Origin of the sequence: Bacteroides ilei (genome assembly GCF_900128495.1) — a bacterium.
Taxonomy (GTDB): Bacteria; Bacteroidota; Bacteroidia; order Bacteroidales; family Bacteroidaceae; genus Phocaeicola; species Phocaeicola ilei.
In genome coordinates this window covers 3,191,878-3,211,974 of sequence record NZ_LT635801.1, presented here as the reverse complement: position 1 = coordinate 3,211,974, position 20,097 = coordinate 3,191,878, and the positions used below count along the sequence as shown (strand labels likewise).

The following is a 20,097-nucleotide window of genomic DNA, read 5'->3' as shown; positions in this document are numbered from 1 at the left end:
ATTAAAATCCAATAAAAAAAGCGGCCCGTACGGGCCGCTTTTTTTATTAAAGCAATCTATTAAGATTATTTGCTAGCTTTTACTGTTACAGGAATAGTTACATCTAATTCATATCCCCATGCATCTGTAATCTTAACAGGCAGGTCAATATCTGTATCATTAGATAATGAACGTCCTTTGATATTGATCGTTCCTTTATGCAGGACACCATCTCCATCATTCCATGCGTTAGTCATTGTAGCAGAATTAATGTAGTGATCTTTGTCTACGCTTGGAGTAACATTCTTTATCTGCTTGTTCTTCCATTCATTTTGAGTACTTGCCACATCAGGGAAGATATACAGATTGTTATTGTTGTAGTCACGGCCTTCGATATCCTTTTCAGTAATGTTAGCACCTGCAACGAAATCATTTGCATTAACGATTACACGTTCACCTGTCAATACAGCGATAGAACCTTCATAAACAGGGCTCATCAAGCGAATCTGGAATGAATATTCATCAGCACCATCAGCTACATACTTCCAAGTATAATAGTTATCTTTGGTAACCTTTACAGTTACTGCTTCACCATATGCTTTAGCCGGTTTACCATCCTTGATACCGTCCACAAGTTCAAGAGTAGTAGCTTCTGTGAGTTTTCCATCATTGTCAACATCTGCAAAGTGATATTTACCATTAGTTGCTGTGGTGTTACCCCATTTGAACAATTTCGTACAATCATCATTACCAATCTTACCGGTAACTTCAACGTTTGCATCAGCCACATATTTGCTGAAATATCTTTCAAGTTCAACAGCTGCAGAAGCAGTACCATTTGTTCCGGCAGTACCAATATTTTCTGCGGTTCCATCATTGTAGAAATAGGCATTGATAACGCCGTCAACTACATAACCGTCACGGATAGCAAACAATGTAGACAATTCAGGGATACTGAATTCGAATGGAACTACAATAGTGTTCAATTCATCTGTACCACCCAAGAATGTAACTTGTGCATAATAAACCTTGTCTACACTGAAGTGCTGAGATGCATCCTTATTCGTTACAACGAACTTCATATCTGCTGCATCCTTGATAGCAACTTCTTTATTTCTGTCTGCATTTACGAATACAAGGTCAATACCATCAGCACCGGTAACTTCAGTCTTACAATCTGCGTCAGTATAGAATTTAACTTTTGTTGCATCTACTTTTCTTTGCCATGCGGCCAACTGATCACCTATACCGTCAGTCATGGTCTTCATATCAGCGAAGAATGCGTTCTTATTCTTAATATCGTCTGTATTATCTTCTACGATAGTTAATTCACGAACAGCATATTCAGCATCAGCTACAATCTTGTTAGAAACTGCAATCTTGATAGGTTGTGCACGGTAAATACCATTATTATCTAATGTATGTACAGTCAATATAAAATCTGCTTTAGTAATGATATCCGGATCGGCATTGATAGTGAATGTATGTTTTTCTTGATCAAAAGTAAGATTGAACAAGTCTACATCATAATCTTCTGCAGTCAACCACATATCATAAATTTCAGACATATCATCAGTTACAGCTACAGAATGAGCAACTTTAGCATCAACCTTCTGTGAATATGATGTTTCTGAATAGGTATAAGCTTTTGTTTCATTGCTAATTAATGTCGGATTTCCGAGCTTTACAAGATTCGTTTCATCATCATCAATTGTATAAGAGCTAAAATCAGCTGTAGCAGAAGCTAATGATACAGCGAATTGATACTTGCCACGACATGCATTCTGTGCATTTAATGCATATAAAATTGAATGACTGCCACTAGTCAAGATACTTTTATAATCATCAGTTACAGCATCTTCATTCTTTACCTCCAAAGGCTTCATTGACAAAGTATAGAGTCCGTTTCCATAACCAGCACGGCTATCTATATTGCCACTAGTAACATAATCTTTATATTCGTTTGCTTCAAATATGATGCCTGGAAGAGTCTCATTCTTACTATTAGTCAGAGAGAAATCAACTAATGTTGCATCGGCACTAACCGGATTAATACGTGAAGCAATTTTTGCAGCGGAAGTCAGTATTACCTCATTAGAAGTAACAGTTGCTCCTGTCAGTTTCTCCCATCTATCTTTATTTGTTTTTGCATCAAAGGCATATTGATTGATGTCAATAGTTTCATCTTGTGGTGTTGCTTGACCATCAATTTTATTTCCAATCAGTTCCGCATCGATACTTGTAATAGCCGATGCAGCTGAAGGCAATTTAACAGTTTGAGATTCGCCATTGGCATTTACAATAGTAAAGGTATATCCTTCTGCTTCGCTACCGGATACAGTAACTCCTGATACAGGAATCTTTGTGTCTGTATATTCACCGTTTTCGCCTAAAACTTCCCATGTGCCGTTTGCGCCTTTCTTAATCAATCCGGCTTCTACTTCAGCTTCGGTCGGAGTCTTAGTAGTGTAAAATCCGGTACCTTCACCATTGATAATTACTTCGCCGTCTTCGCCGATAGTAACAGTCTGTGCTTCTTGCTCAGCGGTTTCAACAGTCACTTGTTGTGTAGTACCGTCAGTAAAAGTAAAGGTGATGACATTCTCGTTACCAGAAACAGCAGTTACATATTTGCCGGAGTTTACAAGTTCCTGCAATGCCTTGATAGCATCAGCATTTGCAGTAATCTGGTTCTGCAGATTGTTGATGTCATCATCGTAGTCTTTACAAGAAGTAAAAGTTCCTGCCGAAGCGAACAAGAGTGCTCCGAACAGAAGTGCACTTAAATACTTTTTTCTCATAATAATAAAAATTTTAATTTATAAATTAAAAAACTCAAATTATTCTAACTCAAGCTATTTCATTTACATTTGTGTTCCAAGCTTACAATAGCCGGAACAGAATCTGTCTGGGGGACGGATAAGGGACGGAAATTGAAAATATCGGTCTAAATACCAGATTTTCAAACCTCCTGTATAGCTTCTACAGAGCTTTCAGGGCGTGGTTCAGAACGTGGGGTAACCGCGGCGGCTATCAGGAAAAAATCTGTAGAATATTAATTATAAACTAAATGTGCTTCCATTTTGGAAATTGAAGGGACATTCGAGGGCCGGGATTTTATATAAAAGAAAACTTATACAGGATGAACACAGACAGTACTTTTCTGATTAACGACCCGTTTTTTCTGCATTTTTGCTCAACCAATGAGCATTTTTACTGTATTATTTGCTCATTAGTTAAGCAAAATTCCTATTTTTGTAGGAAATCAATTGAAACAGACCATGGACAGATTACAGGAAAGATTCAGCAAACTGCTTTCGGAAACCGGAACCGGTTTTCATCGCTATATGTATCACCGCATCAACTGGGGCAGCCGGATGATCGGACTGACCGGCCCACGTGGTGTGGGTAAGACGACCCTTATCCTTCAATACCTGAAGGAACATCTGCCTCGTGAGCGCTCGCTTTACGTCACGGCCGAAGACTTCTATTTTGCGGAACACCGGTTGCTGGATCTGGCCGATGAATTTGTCAGATACGGAGGCCGTCATCTGTTCATCGATGAGATACACCGCTATAAGGACTGGACGAAGGAACTGAAACTGATGTACGACTATCACCCTGAATTGCAGGTGGTCTTTACCGGATCATCCGTGCTGGACATACACCAGGGAGCTGCCGACTTGAGCCGTCGGGCCGTGATGTACCATATGCAGGGACTTTCGTTCCGTGAATACCTTAACCTGTTTCACGGGTTTGATTTTCCGGTATTGTCATCCGGGGATATTCTTACTTTGAAAGCCGGCTTCCCTTCCGGTTTCCATCCCTTCGAATTCTTTCCGGAGTATCTGCGGCAAGGGTATTATCCGTTTCCACATGATGATTTCGATGCCCAGCTCATGCAGATGGTTAACCTGAGCATTGAGACGGACATTCCCCAATATGCAGGCATGAACGTTTCTACAGCCCGCAAGCTGAAACGTCTGCTGGCGGTCATTGCCCGGAGTGTCCCTTTCAAGCCCAACATCAGTACGCTGGCTACCGTACTCAACGTCAGCCGGAACAGCGTGGCGGATTATTGTCTGTATCTGGAAGAGGCCGGGCTGATATCCCAGCTACGTGACGACACAGGTGGAGTTCGTGGGTTAGGGAAAGTGGACAAGATTTATCTGGACAATACGAACCTCATCCATGCGTTGGCCCGGGAAAGCGCCGATATCGGTAATGTGCGTGAAACTTTCTTCTTCAACCAGATGAGGGTCAATCAGGAGGTAATCACATCATCGGTATCCGATTTTCAGGTTCTGGATTGTACATTCGAGATTGGCGGGCGCAAAAAAGGGCAGAAACAGATAGAAGGCCTCAGCAAGGCTTATGTAGTGAAGGATGATATAGAATACGGGCATGGGAATGTCATTCCGCTCTGGATGTTCGGATTTAACTATTGAAGTATCCAGACAAGGAACATGTTACCTTTTGATATAGTCTTTCAAAGGAAATTTACATTACATTCCACTTTCTTTCTAGAATTATTCGGCATGTTTAAACAGCTATAAAAAACAGAGAAGGTGTCTATATTAAAATGGAGTGTACCCGAAAGTTGGATGCAAGATATAAAAAAAGCGACTCAAACGAGCCGCTTTTTTATTATAGAGAATCATTTCTGATTATTTACTTCTTTACAGTCAAGTTAATCTTGAATGTTTCCCAAATATCTGTTTCACCTGCTTTAGATGCTTTCTTATAAGTGATAGTCAATACTGTAGTATAGCCGTCAGCAGTATTAGGCTCAGCAAGACCTGACAATTTCAAATCACCATGACTGAATTCAGCTTTTGCTTTGTCACCTGCATTATCATCAAATTCAGCAATATAGTTATCACCACTGGCAAGATCTAACTCTAATCCATTTACTACAGAACCTGTAGTAAATACGTTGTCCTTACCAGCCTTATAGAATGATAAACCTTGTCTCTTGTCGCCTGTTTCCTTGTTAAATGCTTTGATTACATTTTCAGATTCCGGTTCTACTACGATGTCAGTTTCTTTACCATCTACATAGTAAACAAATTTAGCCCCGTCAATTCTTGTAATCAAGTCGATAGTAAAGTTGCCAGAAGTTACATCGAAGTTATCACATTCAGGAACGATTGTGTAATTCAACTTAGAAGACAAGTCTCTGAATGAATGACCATCTGCTGCGTTATCGTTCAATTTTACAATGTTAGTTAACTTACCAGCATTGTCTTTTGTACGTTCAGCGGCTGACTCACCATTTGCAATGAATGAAGAAGTACTGTCAAAGTATGTAATTTCTTCAGCAGCTGTTTTATCATTGTACAACTGTTTCAAGTCAAGATTACCTTCACCGTCAACTACAGCTACCGCAGTCTTATCACCCCAAGCAGCAGACTTAGTGAACAATTCGAAGAATGAAGGAATAGTAACGTTTACAGGAACATTAGCTTTTCTGATTTGATTGTCAGTTGCATCTTCAAGTGTCAATGTCAGGATATGCTGACCGAGAGTAGCCTTATAGTTCCATAAATCAGAAGCATTAGGCTTAGCGTAAATCACTTTAGCGTACTTAATGTTGCGGATGTTAGCCTGCAAATCATCGTAAGTAACTTCAGTCTCAGCATCAGCCTTGTAGAACTTGATTGTCGAGTTCTCAGTATTTGTACCGAATTTATTAACTATTGTCTCACGCAAGAACGGGAATGTCTCATCTGTAGTCTTAAGAACTGTTCCACCCTTAGCAACAGCAATAGCTTCCTCAGCTGTCATACCGCTGAATAGGTCACCCATATCGAGAGTGATTGTTGCAAACTCGTTATTATTACCCGGGATAGACCAGTCATACTGCTTAGGTGTTACCTTATATTCAGAAACAGGCAATGTGATAGCATCTGATGTTACATTGCCGAATTCAACCGTAATCGGTGTAGTTATTGCGCTTGTATAGCCGAAGTCTTTTATTTCACCGTTAACACCCAGCAATATCACATTCAAGTGAATTTTCTTACCTGCTGCTTTCGTAGTGTTCTCAGCATATAGAACATTGTTCTCTAGTTTGATACCCCATGCTTCAGCATCGTTCTTGTCGGCATCAACGATTTCGAACATATAGTCATAAACAGAAGACTGTACGTAAGAGAGGATGTGTCCTTTTCCTAAAGAAGCAGTAAACTGGTCATTGGTAGCTGGCTTAAAGTCTAATTGAACTGTTCCATTGTCTGATTTAGTAGTTTCATTCCACAATGCATCAGTGCCAGTCATTGCGCAAGCGGCTGCTTGCGTATCAACAACGAACTCATATCCAGTCAATATGTTACCGTTTACCTGCAGAGCATATGTCTTGTTTGCCCATGTATCGTGATTTCCCTGATTCTCTGTACCATATTTTTGAGCAAAAGCAGTTCCCATATTATTCCCAGAAACTGTTTCGTTCATTGTTACTTCCAACACCCATGCGCCACCTAGAGCTACTGAACGGCTGCCGGTATGTCCTTCTCCATAACGTGAAGGTGATGCGGTTACAATTACAGGAGCCTCATTGCCGTTAATGTCAACCAATTTCAATACCTGTTTGTCAAGTTCTACATTGTTAGGATATACATCTACGCTTACCCAGTTCTGCTGACCTACAAGCAGCTGACCTGCCTTAACAGTACCCTTAGGACCTTTCCAGTCAATATCTTTTTCGGCTACACCCCATTCGATACCGTAGTTACTTTGGAAGTTCTTATCAACATCGGTAGATTGTTCTTCTGCTTCAATCTCTGAGAAAATTGAGTATTTACCATCATTACCTGTATTATGATAAACTTTTATAGTGATATTTGTAGCTACAGACTTCAGCAATGTAATAGTCTGCATATTACCTTCTGCATCAGGCAATGTAATAGTATAAGTATTGTCTGATTCATTTTCCAAAATAGCGTATTTACCTGCCTTGATTTCAGTTGCCTCGCCGTTTACGCAAAGATAACCATCTTCATTTACTGTCACCTTATCTCCTACCTGTCCGATAACTTCACCGTTAACAACCAAGTTTTGTCCGTCTAGCTCAACTGTAGTCTGTTCAACGTTAGAAACTGATGGAACAGGAACTTCAACTTTTGTTCCTTTACCAGTCTCAATAACAAGTGTTCCATCAACAAAACTCAATGTCTTAACACCATCAAGACCTTCTACTGTAGATTTTAAGCTTTCAAGGTCAGTTTTAATAGTATTAATCTGTTCCTGCAAATTGTTGATGTCATCATCGTAGTCTTTACAAGAAGTAAAAGTTCCTGCCGAAGCGAACAAGAGTGCTCCGAACAGAAGTGCACTTAAATACTTTTTTCTCATAATAATAAAAATTTTAATTTATAAATTAAAAAACTCAAATTATTCTAACTCAAGCTATTTCATTTACATTTGTGTTCCAAGCTTACAATAGCCGGAACAGAATCTGTCTGGGGGACGGATAAGGGACGGAAATTGAAAATATCGGTCTAAATACCAGATTTTCAAACCTCCTGTATAGCTTCTACAGAGCTTTCAGGGCGTGGTTCAGAACGTGGGGTAACCGCGGCGGCTATCAGGAAAAAATCTGTAGAATATTAATTATAAACTAAATGTGCTTCCATTTTGGAAATTGAAGGGACATTCGAGGGCCGGGATTTTATATAAAAGAAAACTTATACAGGATGAACACAGACAGTACTTTTCTGATTAACGACCCGTTTTTTCTGCATTTTTGCTCAACCAATGAGCATTTTTACTGTATTATTTGCTCATTAGTTAAGCAAAATTCCTATTTTTGTAGGAAATCAATTGAAACAGACCATGGACAGATTACAGGAAAGATTCAGCAAACTGCTTTCGGAAACCGGAACCGGTTTTCATCGCTATATGTATCACCGCATCAACTGGGGCAGCCGGATGATCGGACTGACCGGCCCACGTGGTGTGGGTAAGACGACCCTTATCCTTCAATACCTGAAGGAACATCTGCCTCGTGAGCGCTCGCTTTACGTCACGGCCGAAGACTTCTATTTTGCGGAACACCGGTTGCTGGATCTGGCCGATGAATTTGTCAGATACGGAGGCCGTCATCTGTTCATCGATGAGATACACCGCTATAAGGACTGGACGAAGGAACTGAAACTGATGTACGACTATCACCCTGAATTGCAGGTGGTCTTTACCGGATCATCCGTGCTGGACATACACCAGGGAGCTGCCGACTTGAGCCGTCGGGCCGTGATGTACCATATGCAGGGACTTTCGTTCCGTGAATACCTTAACCTGTTTCACGGGTTTGATTTTCCGGTATTGTCATCCGGGGATATTCTTACTTTGAAAGCCGGCTTCCCTTCCGGTTTCCATCCCTTCGAATTCTTTCCGGAGTATCTGCGGCAAGGGTATTATCCGTTTCCACATGATGATTTCGATGCCCAGCTCATGCAGATGGTTAACCTGAGCATTGAGACGGACATTCCCCAATATGCAGGCATGAACGTTTCTACAGCCCGCAAGCTGAAACGTCTGCTGGCGGTCATTGCCCGGAGTGTCCCTTTCAAGCCCAACATCAGTACGCTGGCTACCGTACTCAACGTCAGCCGGAACAGCGTGGCGGATTATTGTCTGTATCTGGAAGAGGCCGGGCTGATATCCCAGCTACGTGACGACACAGGTGGAGTTCGTGGGTTAGGGAAAGTGGACAAGATTTATCTGGACAATACGAACCTCATCCATGCGTTGGCCCGGGAAAGCGCCGATATCGGTAATGTGCGTGAAACTTTCTTCTTCAACCAGATGAGGGTCAATCAGGAGGTAATCACATCATCGGTATCCGATTTTCAGGTTCTGGATTGTACATTCGAGATTGGCGGGCGCAAAAAAGGGCAGAAACAGATAGAAGGCCTCAGCAAGGCTTATGTAGTGAAGGATGATATAGAATACGGGCATGGGAATGTCATTCCGCTCTGGATGTTCGGATTTAACTATTGAAGTATCCAGACAAGGAACATGTTACCTTTTGATATAGTCTTTCAAAGGAAATTTACATTACATTCCACTTTCTTTCTAGAATTATTCGGCATGTTTAAACAGCTATAAAAAACAGAGAAGGTGTCTATATTAAAATGGAGTGTACCCGAAAGTTGGATGCAAGATATAAAAAAAGCGACTCAAACGAGCCGCTTTTTTATTATAGAGAATCATTTCTGATTATTTACTTCTTTACAGTCAAGTTAATCTTGAATGTTTCCCAAATATCTGTTTCACCTGCTTTAGATGCTTTCTTATAAGTGATAGTCAATACTGTAGTATAGCCGTCAGCAGTATTAGGCTCAGCAAGACCTGACAATTTCAAATCACCATGACTGAATTCAGCTTTTGCTTTGTCACCTGCATTATCATCAAATTCAGCAATATAGTTATCACCACTGGCAAGATCTAACTCTAATCCATTTACTACAGAACCTGTAGTAAATACGTTGTCCTTACCAGCCTTATAGAATGATAAACCTTGTCTCTTGTCGCCTGTTTCCTTGTTAAATGCTTTGATTACATTTTCAGATTCCGGTTCTACTACGATGTCAGTTTCTTTACCATCTACATAGTAAACAAATTTAGCCCCGTCAATTCTTGTAATCAAGTCGATAGTAAAGTTGCCAGAAGTTACATCGAAGTTATCACATTCAGGAACGATTGTGTAATTCAACTTAGAAGACAAGTCTCTGAATGAATGACCATCTGCTGCGTTATCGTTCAATTTTACAATGTTAGTTAACTTACCAGCATTGTCTTTTGTACGTTCAGCGGCTGACTCACCATTTGCAATGAATGAAGAAGTACTGTCAAAGTATGTAATTTCTTCAGCAGCTGTTTTATCATTGTACAACTGTTTCAAGTCAAGATTACCTTCACCGTCAACTACAGCTACCGCAGTCTTATCACCCCAAGCAGCAGACTTAGTGAACAATTCGAAGAATGAAGGAATAGTAACGTTTACAGGAACATTAGCTTTTCTGATTTGATTGTCAGTTGCATCTTCAAGTGTCAATGTCAGGATATGCTGACCGAGAGTAGCCTTATAGTTCCATAAATCAGAAGCATTAGGCTTAGCGTAAATCACTTTAGCGTACTTAATGTTGCGGATGTTAGCCTGCAAATCATCGTAAGTAACTTCAGTCTCAGCATCAGCCTTGTAGAACTTGATTGTCGAGTTCTCAGTATTTGTACCGAATTTATTAACTATTGTCTCACGCAAGAACGGGAATGTCTCATCTGTAGTCTTAAGAACTGTTCCACCCTTAGCAACAGCAATAGCTTCCTCAGCTGTCATACCGCTGAATAGGTCACCCATATCGAGAGTGATTGTTGCAAACTCGTTATTATTACCCGGGATAGACCAGTCATACTGCTTAGGTGTTACCTTATATTCAGAAACAGGCAATGTGATAGCATCTGATGTTACATTGCCGAATTCAACCGTAATCGGTGTAGTTATTGCGCTTGTATAGCCGAAGTCTTTTATTTCACCGTTAACACCCAGCAATATCACATTCAAGTGAATTTTCTTACCTGCTGCTTTCGTAGTGTTCTCAGCATATAGAACATTGTTCTCTAGTTTGATACCCCATGCTTCAGCATCGTTCTTGTCGGCATCAACGATTTCGAACATATAGTCATAAACAGAAGACTGTACGTAAGAGAGGATGTGTCCTTTTCCTAAAGAAGCAGTAAACTGGTCATTGGTAGCTGGCTTAAAGTCTAATTGAACTGTTCCATTGTCTGATTTAGTAGTTTCATTCCACAATGCATCAGTGCCAGTCATTGCGCAAGCGGCTGCTTGCGTATCAACAACGAACTCATATCCAGTCAATATGTTACCGTTTACCTGCAGAGCATATGTCTTGTTTGCCCATGTATCGTGATTTCCCTGATTCTCTGTACCATATTTTTGAGCAAAAGCAGTTCCCATATTATTCCCAGAAACTGTTTCGTTCATTGTTACTTCCAACACCCATGCGCCACCTAGAGCTACTGAACGGCTGCCGGTATGTCCTTCTCCATAACGTGAAGGTGATGCGGTTACAATTACAGGAGCCTCATTGCCGTTAATGTCAACCAATTTCAATACCTGTTTGTCAAGTTCTACATTGTTAGGATATACATCTACGCTTACCCAGTTCTGCTGACCTACAAGCAGCTGACCTGCCTTAACAGTACCCTTAGGACCTTTCCAGTCAATATCTTTTTCGGCTACACCCCATTCGATACCGTAGTTACTTTGGAAGTTCTTATCAACATCGGTAGATTGTTCTTCTGCTTCAATCTCTGAGAAAATTGAGTATTTACCATCATTACCTGTATTATGATAAACTTTTATAGTGATATTTGTAGCTACAGACTTCAGCAATGTAATAGTCTGCATATTACCTTCTGCATCAGGCAATGTAATAGTATAAGTATTGTCTGATTCATTTTCCAAAATAGCGTATTTACCTGCCTTGATTTCAGTTGCCTCGCCGTTTACGCAAAGATAACCATCTTCATTTACTGTCACCTTATCTCCTACCTGTCCGATAACTTCACCGTTAACAACCAAGTTTTGTCCGTCTAGCTCAACTGTAGTCTGTTCAACGTTAGAAACTGATGGAACAGGAACTTCAACTTTTGTTCCTTTACCAGTCTCAATAACAAGTGTTCCATCAACAAAACTCAATGTCTTAACACCATCAAGACCTTCTACTGTAGATTTTAAGCTTTCAAGGTCAGTTTTAATAGTATTAATCTGTTCCTGCAAATTGTTGATGTCATCATCGTAGTCTTTACAAGAAGTAAAAGTTCCTGCCGAAGCGAACAAGAGTGCTCCGAACAGAAGTGCACTTAAATACTTTTTTCTCATAATAATAAAAATTTTAATTTATAAATTAAAAAACTCAAATTATTCTAACTCAAGTCATTTTATTTACAATCAAGCCAGCCCTTAAAGAAGCTGGTTCAGATTCTGTTTCGAGGGACGGATAAGGGACGAGTCTTGAATTTGTCGGAAAAATCAGGACATTTAAAGACCATTTAGGACGTCTATAGTAATAATAGTACACAGTTCAGAACGTGGAGTAACCGCGGCGGCTATTTTAAATACCTACCTAAATTATTAGTTATGAGAGAAAAATAGGATAATATAAAAAGCTGGATAGCCGTATAAGGGACAATCTGGAAGTGAAAAAATCTTCTTCCTTACTTTTATTATAAATATAATAATTATATTTGTAATAAAACATATTTCATATGGAACCAATCACTGTATTAAATCCTTTTGTGGTGGGAAGATATGTCTCCGACCATTATTTCTGCGACCGCCATTCCGAGACAGAATTTCTTATCAAGCAGGTTGTAAACGGACGGAATGTAGCATTGATTTCTCCCCGCCGTATGGGAAAGACCGGACTGATCCGGCATTGTTTTAACCAGGAATCCCTTAAGAAAAGCTATTATACTTTTTTTGTCGATATCTATGCTACTAGTTCCTTGGCCGAATTTGTCTATCTGTTCGGAAAAGCTATCTATGAGGAACTGAAGCCTCGGAAAACAGCGTGGACCGAACGGTTCTTCCAGATTATAGCTTCTCTCCGGGTAGGATTCAAATTGGACCCGATGACCGGTGAACCTGGTTTTGATATCGGCCTGGGAGATATCCAAGCTCCACAAACTACCTTAGATGAAATCTTTGCCTATCTCGAGGCTGCCGACAAGCCCTGTCTGGTAGCTATTGATGAATTCCAGCAAATTGGTACTTATATGGAAGAGAATGTAGAGGCCTTACTGCGCACCAAGATCCAGCAATGCAGGCAGACTCAGTTCATATTTTCGGGCAGCAAGCGGCATCTGATGAACAACATGTTCAATTCTTCTTCCAAACCTTTCTACCAAAGTGCCATCTGCATGGGATTGGGAGTCATACCGGAAGACGCCTATACCGGTTTTGCAATCCGCATGTTCGAAGAAAGAGGAAAAAGAATAGATGCATGCGTGGTAGAAGATGTTTACCGTCGGTTCAACGGTTGTACCTGGTTTGTACAGATGATGATGAATGAATTGTTCTTCCTGACCGCATCGGGTGAATGTTGCGGAATGGATAAAGTGGAAACGGCATGGCATAACGTAATCCAGATGCAGGAAGGCAGTTATAAAGACCTTCTGTCCCGTCTTGCCCCCAAGCAGAAAATTGTCCTTCAGGCCATTGCCCGGGAGGGTGAAGCAAAAGGAATCACCTCGTCCGCTTTCATGAAAAAGTACAACCTTCCTTCGGCCAGCTCCGTGCAGGCTGCGCTCAAGCCTTTGCTGAAAAGCGATCTGGTTACACAGGAGGAGGATGTATATCGGGTATATGATTATTTCTTAGCGGAATGGTTGAAAAATATGTATTAATAAAAAAGAGCGGCTCAATTGAGTCGCTCTTTTTTATTAATATATGAAGATCATTATTTATTCTTAACAATCGTCACATTTACATCCTGTGAAGTCACATAACCCCATTCATCAACTACATTTACAGTCATCTTAGTTTCTACAGAGTCACTAACTGTAACATCACCAAATACAACAATTGCACCTTCTTGAGTTACTTTACCATTAGCTGCTTTTACATCCTGTAATGTAATCTTCGAAATATATGTATTGTTATCTGCTTTCGTTACATAAACATTCTTGATTTGTACACTAGACCAACCATCTGTGGTATTATCTTTACTATTCGTTAATGTACCACTATTTTCCTTATCTGGAACAACATTATATTTGTTGTTAGCATAATCTGTCAAGGTAATCATGTCAGCTGTAATTGGGAAGCCGTCTTCATTATTAGCAATAACATTGATGGAAGTTCCAGTAGTAGATGCAATCTTACCTTCGAAGATCGGACTCAAGATTGTAATAGTAAAGCTACTTTCACCCTTCTTAGTATCTGTATTATATTTCCAGCCTTCATAATTATCTTTAGATGCTACTACAGTAAGCTGTTTACCATAACCGAACTCTCTATTAGTACCATCTTGCAGAACTAAACTATTGTCAGCTCCATGTTTAAGTCTAATAGCATTGTTTTCAATTACAGCCAATCCATCAGAAGAATACTTAGTACTTCCAACCTTATACACTTCATCATTAGTCTTCAATGCATATGTAGCATCACTAATGAATTGATCAAAGTACTTAGATAACTTCAAGGCTTTGTTAGTAGCGCTAGTAGACTCGTCGTAATATGCAAAAATAGAACCAGTTGTAGCATCTACATATCCAGATTTAGCAACCAATTGATCAGCTACTGACGGTGCGGTAAATGTAACAGGGACAATAATACTATTTACTTTAGATGGAGTACCTGTATTAAATGTTATTTGCAAATAATATTGGGTATCCAGCTTGATATCTGGAGTAGCACTTTCATTAATTGTCAACTTAACGGCCGTAATATTATCAACACTAGTTGTCGCTTTGCCATCTTTATCAACTTTTGAAAAAGCAAGCTTATCTGTACCACTTGTTTCTATTTCTATAGGTGCATCATCGGTCAAGTCAGCTTTTGTATACAATTTAGCTGTAGTTTTACTTAAGTCTACAGAATTAGCCCATTGAGACCAATTGCTACCCAAAGCTTCAACCATTTTATCCAGAGAAATAGTTTCATAGTTATTTCCTGTTCCTGCAAATTTCTTTGACAAATCAACTGTAATAGCATCATATGTAACATCAGAGGTTACTTCACTACTCAATGTAACATTGTAAGTAAATTCTTTTTCTGCACCCTTGATGTCCAATGTATGAACTTTGAATGTAAAACCGTTAGCTGGAGTATCTATATCAGGATTCTTTGTAACCTTAAATGTTCTATTCAGATCATCATATTCAATACCGTATGTTTCCTTTGCGGTCTTACTAAATTCAAAATACATATCCAGCATCTTGTCATTTTGATCCGGACCTTCTTTAATTGTATAGGTAGAACCAACTTTAACTGTATATGCTTTAGAAGTACTTCCATCATTTACAGTCGCACTTTCGTTATTAATCTGAATAGATGTAAGATTTGCAGCTTCTGCATATTTGACAGCAACTGCATAAGCTGAGCGTGCTGTTTTATTTGCGTCGACAGCATAAGCTACAGCATTATCTCTAGTACCACCATCTGTATATCCAACTTTTTTCAACTCAGTTATAAAATCACTACCTGCATCTGGAGTTAAGAAGGCACGCTCCATAGCTAAAGTGTATAAACCATTATTAGAATATGCAGCTCGGCTATGAGTATCTCCAATAGTCAAATCACCTTCTATATCTGTAGAGGTGGCTTTCAAAACGACATTGCTTAGATTAACATTTTTAGCATTTGTCAAATAATAATCCACTTCTGTAGCAGGAGCAGTAACCGGATTAATACGGACGTTAATTTCCTCTGATACAAAAATAACTGATTTATTATCAGGAAGTGACGCTTTTCCATTCCATGAACTTGGTTTATTGAATGTTGCATAGCTAACTTCAAAATCTTCTGTATTATCAGCTACCGTAATAGAAGTAATCAAAGATGCAGCACTTGGGACTTTTACAGTACCCTTGTTACCATCGGCATCAAAGATAGTTAAAACCCAACCTTCTTTTTCATCTCCTGTTACACTTACACCAGAAACAGGGATACCTGTAGTTTTATAGGTTCCGTCTTCCTGCAATGTCTGCCAACAACCATCTTCGCCCATGATGATAGGAGCTTTTTCAGGATCAGTTGCAGGTTTAATACCTGTCGGTTGTCCATTATTCAATAATTCCCCTGTTGTTGGATCAATAGTTAAGGTTTGTGATGTTTCTCCACTTTCAACTATTATGGTTTTAGTAGTTCCATCATTAAATGTAAAATTGATTGTAGCACCATCACCGGTAACATCTGTTACATATTTACCAGCGTCTACAAGTCCCTGCAATGTTTTGATTGCATCAGCATTTGCAGTAATCTGTGTCTGCAGATTGTTGATGTCATCATCATAATCCTTACAAGAAGTAAAAGTTCCTGCTGAAGCGAACAAGAGTGCTCCGAACAGAAGTGCACTTAAATACTTTTTTCTCATAATAATAAAAATTTTAATTTATAAATTAAAAAACTCAAATTATTCTAACTCAAGCTGTTTTACTTTATGTCAGGAACCGGTTCTGGAGGACCTTGTACGGCTTTCACCGGGGGACGGATAAGGGACGGATTCAGACTACGGCAGCCTTTAAAACAAATATGCGCTGCCGTTCCAGGCGGACTGCAGCGCTGTCTCATAAGTTGGCGTAACCGCGGCGTATACAGAACCATGGCGTCATCTCTTATCGGCTCCGAAACCGATTCTTTTTCATAGATCTCATCTTTCACTAGCCCTCTTCTTTACGCATCCGGATACGTGCGGTCGAGGTTTCATGAAAAAATCAATACGAATTCATGGTTTTTACCCATGCTTCACGGGACAAATGTATATACTTCTTTCGAAATGACAAGCTATCTTTACAAAAAACTTTGATTATTTTTACCTTATTTAACACATTCAAGGAAAATAAAACCCAAAATCGTATCACAAATGTTTTATGAATCGTCATTTTTGCTTGAATTTTGTCACAAACCCGGCCGAAACGGAATTCTCAACACTGCCGCAAACGTCGGCACTGAACGCCATTCCGCATCGGATTATCTCGTCCCAGTCGGTTTCCGTGAGTCCGTCCAGATCCGCACGGCGTATCCTTCCCCTGATCAGTCCGTAAATTACTCCTGCGTTGAAGTTGTCGCCTGCACCTACCGTGCTGACCGTCTCAATTTTTTCAACCGGATAGTTTTTCCGGAAATCTCCGGCAAAGAGGTGCACGTCGTGCGCCGCATCGGTACAGATAAAGTGCCGACAGTAGAAGTCCACTTTCTGCCGGTAAATCTTTTCGGGATCGGTCATGCGGAACATGTTATAGAAGTCCTCGGTCGATCCTCTCACTATATCGGCGTATTCGAAGTTTTCCAGAATAGTGGGCATCAGCTTGATGGCTTCATTGACGTGCGTGTTGCGGAAGTTCACGTCATAATAAATGATGGCGCCCCGTTCACGGGCAAGATCGAGCAGTTCCTTGATCTTGTCACGCAGTACCGGAGTCACGGCAAAGTAAGAGCCTATCATGATGATGTCGTCGGCCTGCACGTCGGGCATGGACACATCCAGGCGCAGATTGGGATAATCCTTGTAGAATACATACTCGGCGTCATTGGCCTCGTTCAGAAAAGCAAGCGACACAGGCGATTTCCCTTCGGCGAAAACGTTTACATACTCGGTATGCACACCGTTGGCGCGCATATGCTCCAGAATGATTTTTCCCACATGATCGTTGCCGGTCTCTGTAATGAAGGTAACATCTTCCCCCATCCGTCCCAAAGAGATGATGCCGTTATATACCGAACCACCGGGAACGGCCGCCTGCGGCTTGTCATTGCGGAACAGGATGTCGAGGATTGTTTCTCCTATGCCAATTACTCTTCTCATATATATGCAATATAATAAATAATGTGTATTATCTCTAAATAATGTGTATTATTTACTTAGTTCACGCGAACGCTCACCCAGGTATCCGCCGTGATGACGTTTGCTGTAATCTTCGATGGTGAATCCGGTGCGGCGCATGGCCTCCACTACCAGAATGTCGCCTATTACTGTCATGACGGTAGTAGAGGTGGTAGGTGTCATGCCCAGCGGACAGACTTCATCGGGATGTCCGGTAGCCAGGCAGATATCCGCAGCCTTGGCCAGCGGGCTGTCGGGATTTCCCGTAATCACGATCTTCTGCAAGGCCGGATTCAGGCGGAGCGCCAGATCGGTAAGTTCCACTATTTCACGGGTTTTCCCCGAATTGGAGATAAGCAGCAGCAGGTCGTTTTCCTGCAGGATGCCCAGATCTCCGTGCTGCGCTTCACTCGGATGCAGGAATACGGCAGGTATCCCTGTCGAGCAGAAGGTTGTGGCTATGTTCATGGCTATCTGTCCGGCCTTTCCCATACCGCTGGTTACCAGTTTGCCTTTTTTGCGATGTACCTGCTCTACAATCAGGTCTACGGCCTTGTCGTAGGCATCGGTTACCGGAATATTCAATACTGCCTGCGCTTCACGCTGCAGCAGCTCATGGATAGTTGGATTCATAATAATTGATAATTGTCGGGTTATCGGGTTAGTCTAATAATCGGGTAAGTTCTTCGAAGGTGTCGGCCACATCGTAATAGTTCTTCAGCGGACGGTGTGCGAAATGCTGTTCCTCCAGTCCGTTGAGGAACCCGATGATGCCGTTCCAGAATCCGTTTACGTTGTAGAAAATCACTTTCTTGTCGTGGTAACCTATGGAAGCCGAGGCCATTACATGGAAAATCTCGTCGAGTGTGCCTACACCTCCGGGAAGGGCCACCATCACGTCGGCCTCCTGCAGCATAATGTCCTTGCGGTCGCTCAGGTTCACCGAACGGAAAGTCACGTCGAGCACATCGCTCACCATCCCTCTCTCTTCCAGTTTGGTCGGGACCACACCCATTACCATAGCACCGTTTTCTTTTGCGGCACGGGCCACCGCATCCATCAGTCCGGTATTCGAACCGCCGTAAACAAGCCATTTCTTATGCTGTCCCATCCATGTCCCCAGCCGGGCGGCCTCCTCCATGAAGACCGGTGCAATGTGGTCGGATGCAGAACAGAATACTGCAATCTTATTCATCAGAACCTATTTAATACTTTCCGTTTAATATCTGCAAATATCCGTATTTTTTGAGGAAAGACAATAAGTATTGTTGTATTTTTGCGCATGAAATCGATTCAGAACATAATATAACATGTCATACAATACATTCACTCTGCCCAACGGGCTCCGCATTATCCACGCTCCCAGTCCTACCAATGTGGCCTATTGCGGCTATGCGGTAGACGCCGGAACGCGCGACGAAGCGGCCGACGAACAGGGCATGGCACACTTTGTGGAACATCTCATTTTCAAGGGGACGCACAAGCGCCGGGCCTGGCATATACTGAACCGCATGGAGAATGTAGGAGGCGACCTGAACGCGTATACCAACAAGGAAGAGACGGTGATATACAGCGCCTTCCTGAAGGAACACTTCGTCCGTGCCGTGGAACTGCTTACCGACATCGTGTTCAACAGCACTTTCCCGCAGCAGGAAATAGACAAGGAAGTGGAAGTGGTGATAGACGAGATACAGAGCTATGAAGACAGCCCCGCCGAACTGATCTTCGACGATTTCGAGGAGCTGATCTTTCCCGATCATCCGCTGGGCCGGAACATCCTGGGCAAGCCCGAACAGTTGCGTGGTTTCGGAACCGGAGAGGTGCTCCGTTTCGTGAACCGCTACTACAAGCCCACCAACATGGTGTTCTTCGTACAGGGCGATATCGACTTCAAGCGGGTGGTGCGGGCCGTAGAGAAGGCTGCGGCCGACATCCCTTTCGCCACCACAGACGGTTACAAACGCTGCAAGCCACAGCCGTATGTGCCTAAGGATCTGGTTCTCCATAAGGATACCCACCAAGCCCACGTAATGATAGGCGGACGCGCTTACGATGCCTACGACGAGAAACGAACCGGCCTCTACCTGCTCAACAACATTCTGGGTGGGCCGGGCATGAACAGCCGTCTGAACGTTTCCCTGCGAGAGAAGCGGGGGCTGGTATACAACGTGGAGTCGAACCTTACCGCCTATACCGATACGGGCACTTTCTGTATCTATTTCGGGTGCGACCCGGAAGATACCGACCGCTGCATGGAACTGGTACACAAGGAACTGAAAAAACTGTGCGACAAGGAACTGACCACAGCACAACTGGCAGCCGCCAAGAAACAGATAATCGGACAGATAGGCGTGGCAGGCGACAATTTCGAAAACAACTCGCTCGATATGGGCAAGTGTTTCCTGCATTACCGCAAGTTCGAGTCGCGTGAAGAAGTGTTCCGCCGGATAGAAGGGCTTACAGCAAGACAACTGCTGGAAATAGCGAACGAAAAGTTCTCACGCGAAAACCTCTCCACACTGATTTACAAGTAACGCTACGCGGCCAT

At 41.7% G+C, this 20,097-nt stretch carries 11 protein-coding genes; 4 read left to right on the top strand and 7 right to left on the bottom strand.

Annotated elements, in window-relative coordinates; translation table 11 throughout:
* Nucleotides 1-65 precede the first annotated feature (65 nt).
* Nucleotides 66-2,780, bottom strand: a complete 2,715-nt coding sequence (locus BQ7489_RS13600; RefSeq protein WP_083580618.1) for a PL29 family lyase N-terminal domain-containing protein — start codon at nt 2,778-2,780, stop codon at nt 66-68.
* A gap of 480 nt (nt 2,781-3,260) precedes the next feature.
* Between BQ7489_RS13600 and BQ7489_RS13595 the strand changes: the two genes are divergently transcribed.
* Nucleotides 3,261-4,427 carry an ATP-binding protein gene (locus tag BQ7489_RS13595; protein WP_072532198.1) on the top strand — a complete coding sequence of 389 codons (1,167 nt, stop codon included), beginning with the start codon at nt 3,261-3,263 and terminating at the stop codon, nt 4,425-4,427.
* Between the two features lie 223 nt (nt 4,428-4,650).
* On the opposite strand, the gene BQ7489_RS13590 is transcribed toward BQ7489_RS13595, so the two are convergent.
* Complete coding sequence (locus BQ7489_RS13590; RefSeq protein ID WP_162617814.1) at nt 4,651-7,332, bottom strand: hypothetical protein; 2,682 nt, start codon at nt 7,330-7,332, stop codon at nt 4,651-4,653.
* A gap of 480 nt (nt 7,333-7,812) precedes the next feature.
* Here BQ7489_RS13590 and BQ7489_RS13585 point away from each other — a divergent pair, with 480 nt between their 5' ends.
* Entirely contained in the window at nt 7,813-8,979 is a 1,167-nt protein-coding gene (locus tag BQ7489_RS13585; RefSeq protein ID WP_072532198.1) for an ATP-binding protein, read from the top strand.
* 223 nt (nt 8,980-9,202) lie between these two features.
* Here BQ7489_RS13585 and BQ7489_RS13580 read toward each other — a convergent pair whose 3' ends face one another.
* Complete coding sequence (locus tag BQ7489_RS13580) at nt 9,203-11,884, bottom strand: hypothetical protein (RefSeq protein WP_162617814.1); 2,682 nt, start codon at nt 11,882-11,884, stop codon at nt 9,203-9,205.
* Nucleotides 11,885-12,270: 386 nt separating this feature from the next.
* On the opposite strand from BQ7489_RS13580, the gene BQ7489_RS13575 reads away from it, so the two are divergent.
* Nucleotides 12,271-13,410: an AAA family ATPase gene (locus BQ7489_RS13575; protein ID WP_072531439.1), complete on the top strand. Its 1,140-nt coding sequence runs from the start codon at nt 12,271-12,273 to the stop codon at nt 13,408-13,410.
* 53 nt (nt 13,411-13,463) lie between these two features.
* Here the strand turns inward: BQ7489_RS13575 and BQ7489_RS13570 are convergent, their stop codons facing one another.
* From BQ7489_RS13570 to BQ7489_RS13550, 4 genes are all read right to left on the bottom strand, one after another.
* Complete coding sequence (locus tag BQ7489_RS13570; protein ID WP_072531438.1) at nt 13,464-16,100, bottom strand: hypothetical protein; 2,637 nt, start codon at nt 16,098-16,100, stop codon at nt 13,464-13,466.
* Between the two features lie 504 nt (nt 16,101-16,604).
* Nucleotides 16,605-17,531, bottom strand: coding sequence for a carbohydrate kinase family protein (locus tag BQ7489_RS13560; RefSeq protein ID WP_072531436.1), 927 nt, complete (start codon nt 17,529-17,531; stop codon nt 16,605-16,607).
* 48 nt (nt 17,532-17,579) lie between these two features.
* A complete protein-coding gene (locus BQ7489_RS13555; protein ID WP_072531435.1) occupies nt 17,580-18,182 on the bottom strand; it encodes an SIS domain-containing protein in 603 nt (200 codons plus the stop codon).
* A 28-nt stretch (nt 18,183-18,210) separates the two neighbouring features.
* The gene (locus tag BQ7489_RS13550) at nt 18,211-18,744 is read right to left on the bottom strand and encodes an LOG family protein (protein ID WP_072531434.1); all 534 of its coding nucleotides are present in this window, start codon (nt 18,742-18,744) and stop codon (nt 18,211-18,213) included.
* A gap of 115 nt (nt 18,745-18,859) precedes the next feature.
* On the opposite strand from BQ7489_RS13550, the gene BQ7489_RS13545 reads away from it, so the two are divergent.
* Nucleotides 18,860-20,083, top strand: coding sequence for a M16 family metallopeptidase (locus tag BQ7489_RS13545; RefSeq protein WP_072531433.1), 1,224 nt, complete (start codon nt 18,860-18,862; stop codon nt 20,081-20,083).
* Nucleotides 20,084-20,097: the final 14 nt, after the last annotated feature.

What these genes read in the sequence shown, in the direction of transcription:
- BQ7489_RS13600 (WP_083580618.1), bottom strand. Translation starts at nt 2,780, where the DNA reads ATGAGAAAAAAGTATTTAAGTGCACTTCTGTTCGGAGCACTCTTGTTC.
- BQ7489_RS13595 (WP_072532198.1), top strand. Translation starts at nt 3,261, where the DNA reads ATGGACAGATTACAGGAAAGATTCAGCAAACTGCTTTCGGAAACCGGA.
- BQ7489_RS13590 (WP_162617814.1), bottom strand. Translation starts at nt 7,332, where the DNA reads ATGAGAAAAAAGTATTTAAGTGCACTTCTGTTCGGAGCACTCTTGTTC.
- BQ7489_RS13585 (WP_072532198.1), top strand. Translation starts at nt 7,813, where the DNA reads ATGGACAGATTACAGGAAAGATTCAGCAAACTGCTTTCGGAAACCGGA.
- BQ7489_RS13580 (WP_162617814.1), bottom strand. Translation starts at nt 11,884, where the DNA reads ATGAGAAAAAAGTATTTAAGTGCACTTCTGTTCGGAGCACTCTTGTTC.
- BQ7489_RS13575 (WP_072531439.1), top strand. Translation starts at nt 12,271, where the DNA reads ATGGAACCAATCACTGTATTAAATCCTTTTGTGGTGGGAAGATATGTC.
- BQ7489_RS13570 (WP_072531438.1), bottom strand. Translation starts at nt 16,100, where the DNA reads ATGAGAAAAAAGTATTTAAGTGCACTTCTGTTCGGAGCACTCTTGTTC.
- BQ7489_RS13560 (WP_072531436.1), bottom strand. Translation starts at nt 17,531, where the DNA reads ATGAGAAGAGTAATTGGCATAGGAGAAACAATCCTCGACATCCTGTTC.
- BQ7489_RS13555 (WP_072531435.1), bottom strand. Translation starts at nt 18,182, where the DNA reads ATGAATCCAACTATCCATGAGCTGCTGCAGCGTGAAGCGCAGGCAGTA.
- BQ7489_RS13550 (WP_072531434.1), bottom strand. Translation starts at nt 18,744, where the DNA reads ATGAATAAGATTGCAGTATTCTGTTCTGCATCCGACCACATTGCACCG.
- BQ7489_RS13545 (WP_072531433.1), top strand. Translation starts at nt 18,860, where the DNA reads ATGTCATACAATACATTCACTCTGCCCAACGGGCTCCGCATTATCCAC.